Origin of the sequence: Infirmifilum sp. NZ, assembly GCF_022693705.1 — an archaeon.
Lineage (GTDB): Archaea > Thermoproteota > Thermoprotei > Thermofilales > Thermofilaceae > Thermofilum.
The window spans coordinates 730,845-747,263 of sequence record NZ_CP094288.1 but is presented as its reverse complement, the minus strand read 5'-3'; the positions used below and the strand labels follow the sequence as shown (position 1 = coordinate 747,263).

Sequence of the window (16,419 nt, the reverse complement as noted above, 5' to 3'; positions counted from 1 at the left end):
TTGTGACGGTGAAGGAGGACTTCATTAACCTGCCGTTTTTCGTTGAAAACGGCTGGGTAAAGAAAACATGCCCTGTCTGCGGCCGTGTATTCTGGACTCTAAACCCTGAGAGGGAAAAATGCGGGGATCAGCCGTGTGAGCCTTACTCTTTCATCGGACAAAAAGTAGGTGTGAGCGTCGACTCAATATCTGAGGTTCGCAGAATGTTCATAGATTTCTTTGAGAAAAGGGGTCATACCTCCGTAAGAAGGTACCCTGTTGTGGCAAGGTGGCGTGAGGACGTTTACCTCGTGGGGGCTTCAATATACGATTTTCAGCCTTGGGTTACGGAGGGCTTAGTCCCGCCCCCCGCAAATCCACTCGTCATCTCGCAGCCGAGCATTAGGCTAACGGATGTAGATAACGTGGGGAAAACAAGCCGACACCTGACCGGGTTTGAGATGATGGCTCACCACGCTTTCAACTTCCCTGGCGTCAATATATACTGGGCGAACGAGACCGTGGAGTTCGCTTACGAACTCTTCACGAGGGTTTACGGGGTAAAGCCTGAGGAAATAACCTTTATTTACGATATGTGGAGTGGGGGTGGGAACGCAGGAGAAGACTACGAGGTCATAGTCAGAGGCCTCGAGGTTGCCACTCTTGTATTCATGCACTACAAGACAGACGAGAGCGGCGGGCTGATCCCGATAAGCAACAGGATAGTAGACACAGGCTACGGCTTGGAGCGAATCTACTGGCTCCTAACAGGCGCCTACAACGTCTATGAAGCTGTTTTCCCGGAGATAGTAGAGTACTTGAGGGTGCAAAGCGGCCTGGAGAGACCGCAGGAGGAGATAATGAGTAAAGTCGCTAGGGCCAGTGGTAGCTTAGACTACAAGAAGCCCCTCGAGGCTTTAGCTACGCTTTCAAACATAGCTCAATCTGTCGGGATGAGCGTAAACGAGCTTAAACGGTACCTGGAGCCGTATGAGGCCATATATGCCATAGCTGATCACACGCGAACTCTGATGTGGATGATTGGGGATGGGATCGTGCCGAGTAATACAGGAGCTGGCTACCTAGCTCGCCTCCTCATCAGAAGAAGCCTGAGGTATATGCGGAAGCTCGGGCTCGAGATGAAGCTGAGCGATATAATAGCTAAGCAGATAGAGAAGTGGAGAAACGATTTCCCCGAGTACAGCGAAGTTCAAGAAGACATACTTGACATCATCGATTACGAAGAGGAGAGGTTTAGGGAAACTGTCGCCAGGGGTGAGAAGGTTATCGAAGAGATAATTAAAGACAGCCTTGACAAGGGTGTCAAAGAGATTCCGGGGGACACTCTCTTGAAGCTATATGAATCGCACGGCATTCCACCCGAGTTTCTTGAGGAGAGGGCTGCGCAACGGGGTTTGACCGTGAACACCGTTGGCTTCTACTCTAAGCTGGCAGAGCTCAAAGGACGCTCGGCTCAAGCCTTCAAGGAGGCTGTGAGGATGCAGATAGACCCAAGCCTGGTTCAAGGCTTCCCGCCCACGAGAAAGCTCTACTACGAGAACGAGAAGCTTTTTGAGTTCACGGCAAAAGTTGTGGGCATTATCGACGGGAAGTACTTGGTTCTGGACCAGACGGCTTTCTACCCTGAAGGAGGTGGTCAGCTGGCTGACACGGGTTACCTTGAGTTCGACGGGCGGAGATGCGAGGTCGTACATGTCCTAAAAGTTGGCGATGTGATACTTCACGAGGTTCGGGGTGAACTGCCAGCTGTCGGGTCCACGCTGAGAGGCGTGGTGAACATAAGTAGGCGTCTCAACCTCATGCGCCATCACACTGCAACACACGTCATCCTAGGGGCACTGAGGAAGGTCTTAGGCAAGCACGTCTGGCAAGCGGGCGCGCTGAAAACAGAGGACTATGTGAGGTTTGACTTTACGCACCATAAGCCTATTACCCCAGAGCAGGCTCAGCAGATCGAGCTTCTTGCAAATCGGGTGGTTTGGGAGAACAGGCGTGTGGTAAAGCGGTTCATTGGAAGAACAGAAGCTGAGCAAAAGTACGGCTTCACGCTGTACCAGGGCGGGGTGGTCCCCGAGAAGGTGCTCAGGGTCGTGGAGATCGAGGGGTGGGATGCCGAAGCGTGCGGGGGAATGCATGTGGATAACACGGGGGAGATAGGCCTCATAAAAATTGTGGGTTTCGAGAAGATCCAGGATGGGGTTGTAAGGGTAGTATTTAAGGCGGGAGAGCCTGCTCTAAGGTACGTTCAGAGCAGAGACTTCTTGGTCTCTGCCCTTAAGGAGCTCTTGAAGGCCCCTGAAGAAACCCTCGTCGAGAAGGTGGCAGAGCTTATGAGCAGAGTAGATCATCTTGAAAAAGAGGTGAAACGCCTGAAAGAGCAGACTCTTATAGGCTCTCTTCAGCAGACCGTAGCTCCAGCTCTCACGATCGGTGAGACAGAAGTTTACCTAATCGACAGCGCTGACGCAGAGCCCCGTGAAGTTGCGACTACATTGGGAAGGCTAAAACCCAACGCGGTGGTGGTTGTGTATGGCAAAGACGGGAAAATAGCCATCAAGGTGGGCGACCGGGCACTGAGCACATACGATGCGCGAGATATAGGCAGGAAGCTCTGCGAAAAACTGGGAGGGAGAGGAGGAGGCGTGAGGGACCTATTCCAGGGCCGCGTGGACGACGTCGCAAACTTAAGGAAGGTCCTCGCGGATGTCTTTGGAGCTTGAAGTTTGCGGTAAAACAGCCCCTATACGGCTTTCACCCAGACGCGAGCTTTTTGAAGCAGCTACAGATTTCTACTATCTCCTCAATAGGGGTTACAACAGGAAGCTCACCCTCGACCTCGTAACTTCAAGGTACTCACTCTCAAGGCTAGAACGACTGTGCCTCTACCGCTCGGTCTTCCCAAAGTCGGTCAGCGATCTTCGCAAAGCAAAACTCGTGAAAGTGGGGGCTCTCAACGAGTATGGAAAGCTGGTGATAGACGGCTTCAACCAGGTAAGCACTGTAGCCTCGGCCCTCATCGGAGACACGCTTGTAGCGTCCACTGATGGGCTTGTGCGGGATCTTGCCGCTACCAACAGGAAGGTTACTTTATGCCCCCTCTATGTTTCAGCCCTCTACTTTTTACTCTCGTTCTTGAGCAGGCTGTTTAAAGGCAACGTGGTGATCGTTTTTGACTCGCAGGTAAGCTGGTCCAAACACTTCGCTGAGATTGCCAGAGAGCTGTGCACGCTCCACTCTCTGAACTGCACTACCTTGCTGTCTAATAAAGCGGACCTCACTGTCGTTGTTCAAGCTAAAGAGGGCATACCAGTCGCTTCCAGCGACTCTGTCATCGTTGACTGCGTAGCTCGCGTGTTCGATCTCGCGGGGGAGCTAGGCAAAATTATATCACCCTGCGCAATTCTAGAGATACTGGTGCCGCAAGTTGAAGAGGCTCAGCCCACGTGAGCAACGCCGAATACTGGAGAGAATGGGGTTGAACCTCCGCGACCTCCCGGATGTTGAGGAAGTGACGCTTAAGCTTAAGGACAAGGTGATCGTCATCCGAAACCCCGTGGTGCATGTTCTGGAGATAAAGGGGGGCGGTAAGATCTACCAGGTATCCGGCAACGAAGAGGTAGCTGCTCAGGTCCCGCAAACCCCGGTCGAGGTATCAGAGGAGGACGTCGACCTCGTTGTCGCGCAGACAGGGGTTAGCCGGGATGAGGCCAGGCAGGCGCTCCTAGAGAGCGGCGGCGACTTGGCGAAGGCGATTCTACTCCTCTCGGCTAAAAAGCGAGGTGTTTAGCACCTTTTAGGCACAGACCCGCGTCCAGAAACGGTGAGATAGCATGTTAAACAGGCTGAAAGGAAGACTGCAATCTGCTTTTGCCATCTTGGCAAAGCCCCTAGTTCGCGCTCGCGTGGACCCGAACTTAATTACGGTTTTCGGCCTGGTTTCCGGGATGCTGGCGGTATGCTTCTACGAGATTTACCCTCTGATGCTTCTCTTTGTCCTGCTTATGGCCCTGTCTGACGGTCTTGACGGCTACGTGGCCCGCGCGTTGAACAAAGCAACAAGTTTCGGGGCTTTCCTCGATTCCACTATAGACCGGGCTGAGGACATGCTACTAATCTACTTACTTTACCTAGTAGGGGCCGTGAACGTGCCCGAACTGGCGGCGATGTCAACGGGAGCCTTCCTCGTAAGTTACACGCGGTCTCGGGCCGAAACCTTGGGGGTTCACATGGCTGGAGTGGGCCTCGCCGAGCGCGCTGAAAGACTCATCCTGACCTTCGTTGCCCTAGCAGTCTATCCACTTAGCGCTGAATTGGCCCACGCGGTATGCCTGATACTTCTCTTAATCATAGTAGTAACAGTCATTCAACGGATCTTACACGTATACAGAACCCTAGCAGGTGGGAGCACTTGATAGAAGTCGACGGGTCCTTCGGCGAGGGAGGGGGGCAGCTGCTAAGGTACAGCGTAGCGCTCGCAGCGCTCCTCGGCGAGGAGTTGAGGGTGTTCAACATCAGAGCTAAGAGGGACAATCCGGGTTTGAGACCACAGCACATGGCTGCGGTGAAGTTCATAGCACAGCTTGCGAAGGCTCAGGTTGAAGGTCTTCACGTGGGTTCCACCGAGATACTCTTCCGGCCCTCCAGGAAAAGGCTAGAGGGGGGCACATACTCTGTATATATTGGAACAGCGGGCTCTATTACGTTATTCCTCCAGGCAACACTCCCAGTACTGCTAGCTGCCAAGGGGAGTGTGGTGCTTGAGGTGAGAGGCGGCACGAGCGTGCGCTGGAGCCCTCCATACTACTACTTCGAGAATGTTCTGCTACCGCTTTTCTCAAAGGTCGGCGTGAACGCCTCCTCGAAATTAGTAAGGCATGGTTTCTACCCCGAGGGAGGAGGGATAGTTAGAGTGACCACGTACCCTTCCTACCCTCTTTCGCCGCTCAAACTTGTGAGAAGCGACAAGGTAGGGTTAATTGAAGGGATTTCATACGTGGGAAACCTGCCGTGCAGCATCGCATCTAGGCAGGCTATCTCGGCTAAATCGTCCTTAGAGAAGATGGGTTACCACGTTGGGGAGATAAGGCTCGATTGCGATACGCCGTCTGTGGGGAGGGGGACGGGCATAGTGCTCTGGGCAAAGGTGGGGGAAGGCATAGTTGGTGGGGACTCGATAGGGGAGAAAGGTAAGCCAGCAGAAGTAGTGGGAGCAGAGGCCGCGGAAGCCCTGTACAAGAGTCTCAGGCTGGGGGTGCCTGTTGACCCTCATGCCTCAGATAACTTGGCTATCTACCTGTCGCTAGCAGATGGCGAGTCGTTTTTCGAAACCTCTGAGGTGACTTTGCATCTTGAAACAGCGCTTGAACTGTGCAAGCAGATTCTAGGCTCCGAGTATTACATCGAAAAATCTTCCATCGGAGTGAGGGTAAGTATAAGAGGAGTGGGATTCAGGTAATCACCTGCAGCTTCATCATAATTTTTGCCGGTTTTCCGCCTCCAAATGGAAAAAGGATTGTTCGCAACAGTATGAAACTTGAGAACTTTACTCCCAGGTTGACACTCTTATCTCCAGAGGCGCCCCGACTTTAACCCCGATAATGTCAGAAGCCCTACCGCGGTTCACCGCGAACTCGAGAACCCCACAGCTGTTGATGAGGGCTATAAGCTCTCCCTCCGCGGCCTCCCCGAACGTCCTGTAAAATCTCGCCGTGTAGCGTCTCCCATCAACGAGAACGTAAAGAGTTGACCCGAGACTTACACCAGCCTGTTGAAGAAGCTTTGAATCAATGCTGGTCGCTACGTTCCCGAACCGATCAATATGCGCCACGTAACCCACGAGACTTCCGTCCTTGAACGAAGTCTCAGGCTTTCTCAGGTGCACTATACCCTCCACCTGCTCTCCAACCTCCTCCACACTGCCGCCGCAGGCCAGAAAGGCGGCTACAGGCGCGAAAATGTCCCGTCCGTGAAAAGTATGCGAGCTCTTGGTCTGCCATGGGACGCGAACTATCGCCCACGCGCTAGTCGGTGGGTCTTTCGCCGCTACCTCTGCGAAAACACCATTGTCAGGCCCCACAAACCAGAACCTCCTCGTCTTGACAACTATAGGCCTTCTCTTAGTCCCTACACCCGGGTCCACAACCACGAGAAAGACCGTCCCATCAGGGAAATCGTCGAAGCAGCAGGTGAGAAGGTACTCTGCATCTAGGAGAGACCATGGATCGGTCTCATGAGTTATATCAATGAGCTCGGATCTCGGGCAAAAACGCTTCAGGACAGCTTTCACGGCTCCTACGTAATGATCCTTCGTTCCAAAATCCGTCAAGAGGGCTATTAGGCTCATGGATGCTCGAGAAGGATATCTCTCTACAAACTATTTATCCTAATCCCCGCACGAAAAAGACGTGAACATTTCGATACGCTTTGATGGCAGAGATTACACATTGGTGTACGGATGCTTGAAGGGGCTTGATGACGAAGCGTTTCAGAGCGCATTAAAGTGGTCGAGGGAAAATACTAAGGAAGGTACCTGGCTCATACTTCTACGAGACTGCTGTAAGCTGCCCGACAGGCGGGTAATAGTCACTTCTCTGCTTCACACTCTTAGGAACTTTAGTAGCGGTAGAATGATATCAAGAGATCTAGTCCACGAGTTCCTACTGTTCCTAATAGGCGTGAGAAATATCAAAGACGCGGCGAAATTCTTCGGTGAGGGTCAAGGTACCAGGGCGGGCTTCGTAGGTATAAGTAGCCGCAGCGTCGAACCCATACTCAGCTTGCTCGAAGAAATAAGGGGAGTCTTTAAAGCTGTTGAAGAGGAACCCGACGAAGACTGCTGGATTAGCCTCTACTCAGCCTTCCTGAACCTGCCCCCTGACAGAGAGCTTCTGGTCAGAGCTCTAAGGGCCAGAGCCACTCTCCTCGCCCTCACTTTGTAGACCCCTCCCACTTCTCCTTGCCTCCCTCCTCAGCTTTTCGACCGACACTATGCTCGAGAACTTTACAACACCTACTCCAGCTTTCTCGCCGATAACCTCTACAACAATAACCTTGTCAGGAGCCTCTAGACTCACTCTGTTTTTAATGTTGCTGGCGATTGCGTCGATTATCTCTTCGCGCCTGAGCTCAGAGAGCCTAACGTGCGCCTCTACTTTGTAAGTTTCTGAAGGAAGGATTCTCTCAGCCGCGAGCCTGAGTGCTGCCTCTCGGATATCATCCAGAGTTGCAGGCACCGTTGTTTGCACGGGTGTAACCTTTAAAATGTATCTGAAGTACCAAGGATTACTCATCAATTTCTCACGTATTTTCTCAGTGAAGGCCTCGGGATCCATGCTCGTTTTTGCGACGATAAGGGAGGGCAACCCCGTCTTGCTAGCATCAAGGTACTTATCGCCTATCTCGCTTGCAAAGAACCAGAGCTCACTTATACAGTCATTTTCCCGTTGCCTATAGGTTGCGACGACGAGATTAAATTCGTCTAGCATACCAGCGATCGAGCTACTTATTCCGAAAAGCATTAATATATTTCATGTGTAGCAATACCCCTTAGCCGTGAGGTGGTTACGGTGGAATTCTGCCCCAAGTGCGGCTCACTGATGGTGCCCAAAAAGAAGCAGGATGGCCTCTACCTCGTCTGCCCTAACTGCGGGTACGAGGTGAAAACAAAGGATGCTAAAGGCTACTCGATGCGTGAAAGCGTTTCTGAGGACAAGAAGACTAAGGTCTCAGTTTTTGACGTGAAAGCCGCTAGAACGGACGAGGAGGAGCGGAGCCAACTACGGGAGATCTACGAGGTTTTCCTAGAGACCCTTGAGGAACAGGAGGAAGAATCGTCCGAAGAGTGAGCCCTCGGGATAGGGATGAGGCTCGCCGTCGTCGATAAAGCACTATGCAAGCCGAGCAAGTGCAACCTCGAATGCGTGCGCCTCTGCCCGGTTAACAGGGCAGGGTCTAAGTGTGTATGGATTGATGAAGCTGAGAACAAAGCCAGGATCTCCGAAGAGTTGTGTGTTGGTTGCGGAATATGCATCAAGAAGTGCCCCTACTCCGCAATATCGATTGTTAACTTGCCGGAGAAGCTTTCTAGAAACCTTGTACACCGCTACGGCCCAAATGCCTTCGAACTGTTTAAGCTCCCGGTACCTAAGGAGGGGAGATCGCTTGGAATACTGGGTAGCAACGGAGTTGGAAAGTCAACCTCGCTTAAGATCCTAGCCGGTGTTATAAAACCGAACCTCGGGAGGTATGAGTCTCCACCTGACTGGGATGAGATAATCGACTTCTTTAAGGGTTCTGAGCTCCAACCCTACTTCGAGAAACTGGCAAGCGGCAGTCTCAAAGTATCTTTTAAGCCTCAAGCAATCGACGCTTTGAGGAAGTACTCTATAACAGTGCAGGAAGCTCTTGGGAAAGTTGACGAAAGAGGCATTGCAAGAGAGCTAATGGAGTACTTGGGGCTCTCGCAGATAAAGGACAGACCCCTCCGAAACCTAAGCGGTGGGGAGTTGCAGAAGGTCGCTGTGGCGGCAGCTTTATCTAGGGATGCTAGTGTCTACCTCCTCGACGAGCCCTCTAGCTACTTGGATGTTCGCGAAAGGCTCCGCGTGGCTAACCTTATTCGCGACCAAGTGAAGCCAGGAAAATACGTCATCGTCGTTGAGCACGACCTAGCGGTGCTGGACTACGTGAGCGACCTAGTCTCCGTCATCTACGGTGAGCCTGGAGTCTACGGAATCGTTGGCATAGTGAAAGGTGCTAGAGCCGGGATAAATGCGTTCATTGAAGGCTACATACGTGAGGAAAACGTGAGGTTCAGGGAGTATAAAATAGAGTTTCATGAGAGACCACCCCCTATTGAGTGGTCTGTTGAGAGCGTAATGTTAAGGTGGAGCGACCTTGTGAAGAAGCTTGAAAACTTCACGCTGCGCGTCGAGCATGGAGAGGTGCATAGAGGAGAAGTTATCGGCGTTTTAGGGCCAAACGGGATCGGCAAGACTACGTTTGTAAGGATGCTTGTGGGGGAGCTCGACCCGGATGAGGGCTGGATTGAAAGGCCTTTAAACCTGAGACTTAGCTACAAACCACAGTTTCTCGGAGAAGTACAATTCGAAGGTACAGTCAGGCAATTTCTTCAGGCATCGGGTGTCGATACGTCTTCAAGCTTCGTTCAGGCTGAGCTTCTGAAGCCTCTTCGTGTTCACAGCCTCTTTGACCATGATATGCGTGACCTCAGCGGGGGTGAGCTCCAGAGGGTCCTGATTGTCTCAGCTCTAGGGAGAGACGCTGACCTCTACCTCCTCGACGAGCCGATGGCTTATCTTGACGTAGAGCAGAGATACGCTGTAGCTAAGGTGGTAAAACGCCTTACCGCCGAGAAGGGTACCGCGACGATAGTGGTCGAGCACGATATTGTGGCTGTGGACTTCCTGGCCATGACGATAATGGTATTTAAAGGTCAGCCAGGGCTGAGGGGTGAAGCCCTAGCGCCGAGCAGTATGCAGAAAGGTATGAACGAGTTCCTCAGGGATATGGGTATTACGTTCAGGAGAGATCCTGAGTCTAAAAGACCGAGGATAAACAAGCCAGGCTCCTGGCTTGACAGGTACCAGAAAACCGTGCTAAATGAGTACTATTACGTCGTGATGGAGGACAAGGAGGAGAGCCGAGAATAAAAAAGTTTATAAGTTTACCTAAAGTAGAGTTAGCGCACACAAAAACAGGAGGTCGAGGTATCATGGCGGAAGCTGGAACTGTCTTCGTAGGGAACAAACCAGTTAGCAGCTACGTGCTCGCCGCAGTAACCCAGTTCACAAGCGGTAGCAAGCGTGTCATTCTGAAGGCAAGGGGCCGTGCCATTTCCAGAGCTGTCGATGCGGCCGAACTTGTTAGAAGATTCCTGGGAGGCAAGGTCAGCTACGGTACAATAAAAATTGGCAGCGAAAAGGTAGGAGAGCCTGGCAAAGAGAGAACAGTGTCCACCATCGAAATAGAGCTAGTGAAAACCGAGTAAATCAACATCTCTTCACGGCAATTTTTTCTCTAAATCTTGATTGAGTTGATATTCATGCTAAAAATAGCTACTAACTTTGACCAAGCAGTCCTTCTGAGCGGCACAAACCTGGAAGTTTCTTTCTCACTGCTAAACGTGGAGGACATGGAGCATGAGGTACGACCGTACATTTCACTCCGCGTAAACGGTAAACAGGAGGTACTTACTATATTCGACTTTGAAAAGATTCCACCTGGAGGGCAAAGAGAGTACAAAGTTAAATTGAAGATACCGGAAGTTGTGGGCGAAGGCGTTCTCGGAATATACTCTGAGGAGAAAGACGGCACTACGAAAGGCCTCGAGTTCCCCGTCTTCATAGCAGATAAAGGCGCTCCCATCTACGTTTCATTCGTCTGGCACCACCACCAAGCTCCTCAGTACTACCCTGAGGGGACATTCAAAGACCTGTGGGCCTACAAGCACGTCTTAGAGGGGGATTTCGAGGGATTTAAGAAGGGTCCCTACTCAGTGCATCTGGCCATTCACGGGGAATTCCAGGGTTTCAGCGATGTTGACCACTTCTCTCCCTCTCTACTTGAGCAGTGGGAAATGGTCGTCTCCGGGGATAGGCGCATCCCCCCAGAGGTTATTCAGCGGAAGGAAGAGATAAGAGAGCTTATGGACACGATCCGGCACCTCGTGTCTCAAGGCAGGATTGAACCCATGGGGAGCGTCTACGCTCACACAGTTTTAGGCTTCGTGTTGAAGAAGGCTCGCGAAAAGAACCTCCTCGATGAAGCAAAAAAGCTTTTATCATGGGAGATCACCCAAGGGCTCACTATTGTGGAGAATGCGGTCGGCAAGAGGCCTAAGGGATTCTGGACTCCGGAAATGTTTTGGAGCATGGAGCTAGTAGACATTTACCGTGAACACAACATTCTTTATACCGTTCTCTGCCAGCAACACTTTGAAAAGGCTAGCGGCGAAAAAGGCACGATTTATGAGCCATACATCGTGCGTAACCCGGAAACCTCTAATGATATCATAGTTTTCTTCAGAGATCTTGCACTTAGCAACTGGATAAGTTTCAACGTGGACTTCAAGGACGAAGAAGAGGCTGATATGGCAGCAAGGCGCTTCGTCATCGAACTGGCTAAGAGGCGGTTAACGGCACCGGGGGGCATCGTCGTCATCGCATTGGATGGAGAAAACTGGATGATAATACCGCAGTACCGGAGGTTTGCACCCTACTTTCTGAAACGCATAATAGAGTACATCGAGAAAAGCCAGGTTATAAAAACGACGACTCTGGAACAGTATCTACAGGGTCACAAGCCCTCTAGGGTACTTACCTACGTGCCTTACGGCTCATGGGTAAACCTCTCCGAGTCCCAGTGGACCGGGGGTGTGAAAGATGAGATGTGGGAGGAGGCTTTTAAAGCTCTGACCGTTGTCTTCTCCCTGTATAGGATTATAGGTGAAAACGCGCAAGCCCTAGCCCTCGATAGGAGCACCGAGCTTTTCCAAGCCATGAAGGCTTTAGCGATTGCCTTTGACAGCGACTTCTACTGGTATGGCGAAGTTCACAGAGAGCGCGAGTTTGTAAGAAGATGGGCGCAGCGTAGCATCGAAATAGCCGAGAACTTTGCAAAGAAATACATGCAAGCCTCCATAGTGGAGAAAGCTGATGATCATCTTGTGATTCAGCTCGAGAACAAGTCCCCTTACAGCCTTCACTTCTCGATTTTCGTTGAAGATAATGGCTTCAGAAGCGAAACTTTGGTGAAGCTTGAGCCTAACTCTAACAGGAGGATTACTGTTTACACACCGCTGAACGGAAGCCCAAAAGTAGTAGTCAAAGCGGGCGCAATAACACTTCCGGTGGCTCACTAATATCCTGCTACACTCTACTAAACTTGCTTATTACCTCCAGGGCTTTTTCGCGCGCGTACAAGCTACCCGAAAATGCTCTATGGACTCTGCGGTCTATGGCTTTTCTTTTCAAGCTCTAGAAGCTAAATTACAGTGCTCGTTTTCGCCTCGGGCTAGCATGGTAACAGGTTCGAGCTGCGGCTCGCAAGTCTTAAACCGAAGTGCCACGAAGTTATACCCGTGAGCGAGGCCGAGGAGAATGCTCGCATTATCGCTCTGACATTGGCGCTTGAAGGCATACGGGTCGCTGAACCAGGGGCGGCTGTGAAGCGCTATATATCTGTAAGCAACTCTGCAATTCAACTGCTGGACGGGACCGAGATACCACTCAAAGGCAGAGTGTATGTTGTCGGCGCGGGAAAGGCGTCTGGAGGCATGGCTCAGGCTGTCGAGGAAATTCTCGGAGATAGAGTAGCAGGCGGGGTGGTAGCCGTCCCAGAAGAGCTCGTGGGAAAATACTCCCTGAAGAAAATCAAGCTAGTAGGGGCAACCCATCCGAGAGCCTCACAGAAGAGCGTTGAAGCAGGGCGCTTGGTCCTAGAAACGGTTTCGAATCTGTCTGAGGAGGATGTGGTTATAGCTCTATTCTCGGGAGGAGGCTCAGCCCTCCTGGAGTACCCTGTGGAAGGCGTGACAATAGACGAGATAGGGGATCTGAGCATACTTCTGATGAAGCGCGGAGCAGATATATTCGAGTTAAACACCGTACGCAAGCACCTCTCTCGAATTAAAGGAGGGTGGCTGGCTCGGCACTCTCAACCAGCAACGGTGCTCACGCTTATGATATCTGACGTCGTAGGAGACAGAATGGATACCATCGCCTCGGGTCCCACTGTTCCCGACCCGACAACGTTTAAAGACGCGTACGCGGTACTTACTAGGTACTCGGTGTGGGATGAAGCCCCTGAGTCTATAAGAAAGTACATTGAGAAGGGATTACAGGGCCTCGCTCCAGAGACGCCTAAACCCGACGATCCAGTTTTCTTAAAAGTGATTAACAGGGTTATTGCAAGTAATATACAATCTTTGGAGGCTATGGCAGCTAAAGCCCGAGAGATGGGTTACGCGCCTCTAATACTAACATCTATGCTTGAGGGAGAAGCACGAGAAGTGGGCAAAGTAATAGCATCAATTGTAAAAGAAGTGAGAAGAACCGGTAACCCCCTACCACCGCCGCTCGCACTTCTCATAGGAGGCGAGACCACCGTGACTGTGAAGGGCGGGGGGATCGGGGGTAGAAACCAGGAACTGGCCTTAAGCTTAGCAATCTACTTGAAGGGAGTAAAAGGAGTGGCTGTCGCCTGCCTTGGAAGTGACGGGCGTGACGGTCCCACAGACGTAGCGGGCGCCGTCGTGGATGGCTCAACTTACGAGAAAGCCATATCTATGGGGCTGAGACCAGAAGAATTCCTTGAAGAGAATGACAGCTATGAGTTCTTCAAGGAAGTTGGGGGTCATATTAAGACAGGCTACACGGGTACGAATGTTAACGACTTCGTAGTAGCTGTTATTGAGGAGATATAGAGAAACAGTAAAAATGAAATAAAAATTTTTAGGGAAAAATGCCTAGAAGTGCCGTCTGCCTCCTCTTCTGCCTCTAAATCCTCCTTCCTCGAATTCCCTCTCAGATACGTTATTCTCGGAGTTCACGTTCTCGATCTTCTCATCGGAAGGTTTAATTGAGCCAAAGCGCCCAAGCCCCAACCTAAGCTTACCTTGATACAGTGACACGTACCCGTTCTGAAGCATCACTGTTTGTCCTATCATTTCACGGAACCTGTCGATCTCGTTGTCCCACGCCGTGAGTATAGCTACACCGGTTTCATCGCCAACAAGAACATCGGCTACGCGGTGCTCGGAACCATCACGTCTAGAGGTAATCTGCTTCTCATTGTCGACGTTGAGTACCTTGAAGGTTACAGAGAACCTTCGCGTGCTCGGAGTTATGTCAGCTATTTTTACTTCCCTTGTTTCTGAGCTATACATTCGCCTCTCATGTCGCCTTTTTAGGCGCGAGTCACTAGCACAGGCCACAGTAATATACCTGTCGTTTTTCTCGTCGCCATCCCCTAATCGTTGTGTTCGCCGCAAGTTGTAAGAAAACGGGTCTACTCGCCTTACCAGTCTTCTCTTCAAACGAAGTCACCATTTTTTTCGGTAGCTTCCGAGTAGCAACAAAAGGTGTCCCGCTCTCTAACGGCCTCTTTCTCTCCCATCTCTCAAAATAGAATCAATTGTCCAGAAGTGTAAACTACGAAAAGCTACGGTCTCTTTGTTCGAAGGGTTTACTTGCTTTTCTCAGTGAAATACCTCGTGAGAATGGCTCTAAGCATTATAATCGTCCCCAACAGGTCTCTGCGCAAGAAACCCTTCTTGTAAAGAAACTTGTCGCTCACGAGCCTCTTTCTCTGCACAATCTTTCGGTGGGCAAGACGCCTAGGCAAGTTAGAGATAACGTTTGCCGTCGCCTTTAAGTAGGCATATGCCTCGCGTCCCCTCAGCGATAGGCTTAGCATTAGGACATTCAAATATGCTAGGTAGAGAGTAGACACCAGGCTTGTAGCCATGTTTTCGGCTTCAAGGTTTTTTATAATGTTTAGAAGCCTGTTCCTAAAACCGAAGTAAAGCTTATCGTACCGGAGCCTGTTCTCGAACTTATCCTCGTGGTAGACAATCGCCCGAGGCTCATAAGCCACCGCGTAGCCCTGTAACCTAACTCTCCAGCTGTAATCAGTGTCGTCATCGTAAATAAAGTACGTGTCGTCGAAACCCAAGGCCTGAAAGTACAGCTCACGCCTAGTTATCATGAAAGCGGACGAGGCTGCAAATATTTCCAGTGGCTCCTCATACGCCCCAGCTTCCTGCCCATACGTAGTCACCCACGTTCCGGCAATGTCAAGCCCCAAACCCATATGGTCCATTTTCCCACGGTTGCTTTTAGAGACAACTTTCGCCTGCAGAATGCCGATTCGAGGCTCCTTCTCCATCGTTTCAACTAGAAAACGTATCGCTTCCGGCGTGACGAAGACGTCATTATCCATAAAGATCAGGTATTTGGATTCCGGATCGCTTGCTACTGCCCCGATGTTGTGAGATGCGGAGGCACCGATGTTCGAGTCAAAGTGGACAACCTTGATTGCACGGTCTTTGAAATCCTCTCTTATCTTCTCCTCTAAACTCTGAGTCAGCGAATCAACAACTACAACCTCGAAATCAGGGTAGTCGCTTCTTAGGAGGCTCTCCAAGCAGCGCCGAAGCACATCATACGACCTGTAGTTCACAACAACAACGCTAACCCTTGGTAGACCATTCACGCGCCCTCTAACAAGCAGGACCATTAAATTACTTTAGCATACTTATATGAGCAGGCTTCCTACACCACACGTGGTCTGATCATGAAAACGTCGCTTACAGCGTGGTTAAGACGACACGCGGTGCTCTTGGCTCAACTCATCCTAATCATCGTCATAGTCCTTTACATCGCCCAGGGCTTCGACGTCGAGGAGTTTTTCCAAGCAATTTCCTCGGTTAACCCTCAGCTACTTCTATACCTCGTACTCTTCGAAGTAGCCTACTACCTTTCTCACGCGTTAGCCTACTGGGCTTTAGCCTACAAAAGGTTTAGGCTCCGCTTGAGGGACGCTGTGGGAGGAACTATGCTTGCCTGGCTCGTAGATCTCCTATTACCCAGCGCTTTCATCGAAGGTGACATAGTTAGGATTGTTTTTCTAAAGCAGTACGGTGATTGGGCTGAGTCGATAAGCTACGGTCTCTTCTTTCGCTTCCTCCTCAACACTACGCTATCCATTTTCATACTCGTAGCTTCTCTCCTCATCGTGAACATATATGTGGGGTTCTCTCACTACATGCTACTTTATGCCTCGGCCGTCCTCCTCTCGATCCTTAGCTCAGCTCTTATCGCACTTTTCATTTTTAATGCACAGAAATTAAAATCCTTCATGTCCAGACTCGTCTCAAAGCTCCCCATCAACAATAAGCACGCACTTCTGAACGACCTCAACAAATTCCTGGATTACGTCTCCGAGACATCTAGGGATTTCTCTCCGTACAACTTCTACCTTTGGCTCGCCGTCATCGCCCTGATGGGGCAGTGGGTAAGCGGGATAATGACCCCCTACTTCTCTTTGAGGTGCGTGGGCATCGATATTAATCCTCTGCTGATAGCTCCAGGGTATACAATACTTTCTACACTCTCACTAGCGTCTATAGGAGTACCCTTCATGATCGGGAGCGTGGACGTCGCCTTAATTACACTCTACATCATCCTCGGGGTCCCTAAAGAGCGCGCGGTCCTGGCTACACTGATAGGCAGAAGCGTGACAATACTCGTGACCCTCTCCCTAATATACCCCATAGGAGTCTACTACTCAAAGAAGATTTTCTCCGAGAAGAATCTGAAGGAGATTAAAGGTACTCTCACGAGGCTAGCGAGAGACTACGGCATCGAAGTCCCGTTCCTAAAACCCTGAGCGCAGTCT

The 16,419-nt window shown here is 50.9% G+C and carries 16 protein-coding genes; 12 read left to right on the top strand and 4 right to left on the bottom strand.

What is annotated here, in order from left to right:
* The first annotated feature begins 2 nt into the window (after positions 1–2).
* Genes alaS through rtcA form a run of 5 tightly spaced genes read left to right on the top strand, consistent with a single transcriptional unit; the run spans position 3 to position 5,455 of the window.
* Positions 3–2,720: an alanine--tRNA ligase gene (gene alaS, locus MOV14_RS03980; protein ID WP_318537941.1), complete on the top strand. Its 2,718-nt coding sequence runs from the start codon at positions 3–5 to the stop codon at positions 2,718–2,720.
* The gene (locus MOV14_RS03975) at positions 2,704–3,447 is read left to right on the top strand and encodes a DUF434 domain-containing protein (RefSeq protein WP_318537940.1); all 744 of its coding nucleotides are present in this window, start codon (positions 2,704–2,706) and stop codon (positions 3,445–3,447) included. The genes alaS and MOV14_RS03975 overlap by 17 nt, the downstream gene beginning before the upstream one ends.
* On the top strand, positions 3,425–3,787 hold the full coding sequence (locus MOV14_RS03970; protein ID WP_318537939.1) for a nascent polypeptide-associated complex protein: 363 nt from the start codon (positions 3,425–3,427) through the stop codon (positions 3,785–3,787). Before MOV14_RS03975 ends, MOV14_RS03970 begins: the two co-directional genes overlap by 23 nt.
* 43 nt (positions 3,788–3,830) lie before the next feature.
* Positions 3,831–4,412, top strand: coding sequence for a CDP-alcohol phosphatidyltransferase family protein (locus tag MOV14_RS03965; RefSeq protein WP_318537938.1), 582 nt, complete (start codon positions 3,831–3,833; stop codon positions 4,410–4,412).
* A complete protein-coding gene (gene rtcA, locus MOV14_RS03960) occupies positions 4,409–5,455 on the top strand; it encodes an RNA 3'-terminal phosphate cyclase (protein WP_318537937.1) in 1,047 nt (348 codons plus the stop codon). The genes MOV14_RS03965 and rtcA overlap by 4 nt, the downstream gene beginning before the upstream one ends.
* A gap of 87 nt (positions 5,456–5,542) precedes the next feature.
* On the opposite strand, the gene MOV14_RS03955 is transcribed toward rtcA, so the two are convergent.
* Entirely contained in the window at positions 5,543–6,343 is an 801-nt protein-coding gene (locus tag MOV14_RS03955) for an SAM hydrolase/SAM-dependent halogenase family protein (RefSeq protein ID WP_318537936.1), read from the bottom strand.
* Positions 6,344–6,404: 61 nt separating this feature from the next.
* Between MOV14_RS03955 and MOV14_RS03950 the strand changes: the two genes are divergently transcribed.
* The gene (locus tag MOV14_RS03950) at positions 6,405–6,938 is read left to right on the top strand and encodes a hypothetical protein (protein WP_318537935.1); all 534 of its coding nucleotides are present in this window, start codon (positions 6,405–6,407) and stop codon (positions 6,936–6,938) included.
* Here MOV14_RS03950 and MOV14_RS03945 read toward each other — a convergent pair.
* A complete protein-coding gene (locus tag MOV14_RS03945; RefSeq protein WP_318537934.1) occupies positions 6,900–7,484 on the bottom strand; it encodes a THUMP domain-containing protein in 585 nt (194 codons plus the stop codon). The genes MOV14_RS03950 and MOV14_RS03945 overlap by 39 nt on opposite strands.
* 72 nt (positions 7,485–7,556) lie before the next feature.
* On the opposite strand from MOV14_RS03945, the gene MOV14_RS03940 reads away from it, so the two are divergent.
* From MOV14_RS03940 to MOV14_RS03920, 5 genes are all read left to right on the top strand, one after another.
* On the top strand, positions 7,557–7,844 hold the full coding sequence (locus MOV14_RS03940; RefSeq protein WP_318537933.1) for an NADH pyrophosphatase zinc ribbon domain-containing protein: 288 nt from the start codon (positions 7,557–7,559) through the stop codon (positions 7,842–7,844).
* Between the two features lie 15 nt (positions 7,845–7,859).
* Positions 7,860–9,671, top strand: a complete 1,812-nt coding sequence (locus MOV14_RS03935; protein WP_318537932.1) for a ribosome biogenesis/translation initiation ATPase RLI — start codon at positions 7,860–7,862, stop codon at positions 9,669–9,671.
* Positions 9,672–9,733: 62 nt separating this feature from the next.
* Positions 9,734–10,009: a DNA-binding protein Alba gene (albA, locus tag MOV14_RS03930; protein ID WP_318537931.1), complete on the top strand. Its 276-nt coding sequence runs from the start codon at positions 9,734–9,736 to the stop codon at positions 10,007–10,009.
* A 36-nt stretch (positions 10,010–10,045) separates the two neighbouring features.
* Positions 10,046–11,881: a glycoside hydrolase family 57 protein gene (locus MOV14_RS03925; protein WP_318537930.1), complete on the top strand. Its 1,836-nt coding sequence runs from the start codon at positions 10,046–10,048 to the stop codon at positions 11,879–11,881.
* 219 nt (positions 11,882–12,100) lie between these two features.
* Positions 12,101–13,444 carry a glycerate kinase type-2 family protein gene (locus tag MOV14_RS03920; protein WP_318537929.1) on the top strand — a complete coding sequence of 448 codons (1,344 nt, stop codon included), beginning with the start codon at positions 12,101–12,103 and terminating at the stop codon, positions 13,442–13,444.
* 42 nt (positions 13,445–13,486) lie between these two features.
* Here the strand turns inward: MOV14_RS03920 and MOV14_RS03915 are convergent, their stop codons facing one another.
* Complete coding sequence (locus MOV14_RS03915) at positions 13,487–14,056, bottom strand: hypothetical protein (RefSeq protein WP_318537928.1); 570 nt, start codon at positions 14,054–14,056, stop codon at positions 13,487–13,489.
* Positions 14,057–14,205: 149 nt separating this feature from the next.
* Complete coding sequence (locus tag MOV14_RS03910) at positions 14,206–15,258, bottom strand: glycosyltransferase family 2 protein (RefSeq protein WP_318537927.1); 1,053 nt, start codon at positions 15,256–15,258, stop codon at positions 14,206–14,208.
* Positions 15,259–15,315: 57 nt separating this feature from the next.
* Here MOV14_RS03910 and MOV14_RS03905 point away from each other — a divergent pair, with 57 nt between their 5' ends.
* Complete coding sequence (locus MOV14_RS03905) at positions 15,316–16,410, top strand: lysylphosphatidylglycerol synthase transmembrane domain-containing protein (RefSeq protein WP_318537926.1); 1,095 nt, start codon at positions 15,316–15,318, stop codon at positions 16,408–16,410.
* The last annotated feature ends 9 nt before the right edge of the window (positions 16,411–16,419 follow it).

Excerpts from the sequence above, each read along its gene's own strand:
- MOV14_RS03975 (WP_318537940.1), top strand. The coding sequence starts at position 2,704 with ATGTCTTTGGAGCTTGAAGTTTGCGGTAAAACAGCCCCTATACGGCTT.
- MOV14_RS03965 (WP_318537938.1), top strand. The coding sequence starts at position 3,831 with ATGTTAAACAGGCTGAAAGGAAGACTGCAATCTGCTTTTGCCATCTTG.
- MOV14_RS03955 (WP_318537936.1), bottom strand. The coding sequence starts at position 6,343 with ATGAGCCTAATAGCCCTCTTGACGGATTTTGGAACGAAGGATCATTAC.
- MOV14_RS03945 (WP_318537934.1), bottom strand. The coding sequence starts at position 7,484 with ATGCTAGACGAATTTAATCTCGTCGTCGCAACCTATAGGCAACGGGAA.
- MOV14_RS03935 (WP_318537932.1), top strand. The coding sequence starts at position 7,860 with ATGAGGCTCGCCGTCGTCGATAAAGCACTATGCAAGCCGAGCAAGTGC.
- albA (WP_318537931.1), top strand. The coding sequence starts at position 9,734 with ATGGCGGAAGCTGGAACTGTCTTCGTAGGGAACAAACCAGTTAGCAGC.
- MOV14_RS03910 (WP_318537927.1), bottom strand. The coding sequence starts at position 15,258 with ATGGTCCTGCTTGTTAGAGGGCGCGTGAATGGTCTACCAAGGGTTAGC.
- MOV14_RS03905 (WP_318537926.1), top strand. The coding sequence starts at position 15,316 with ATGAAAACGTCGCTTACAGCGTGGTTAAGACGACACGCGGTGCTCTTG.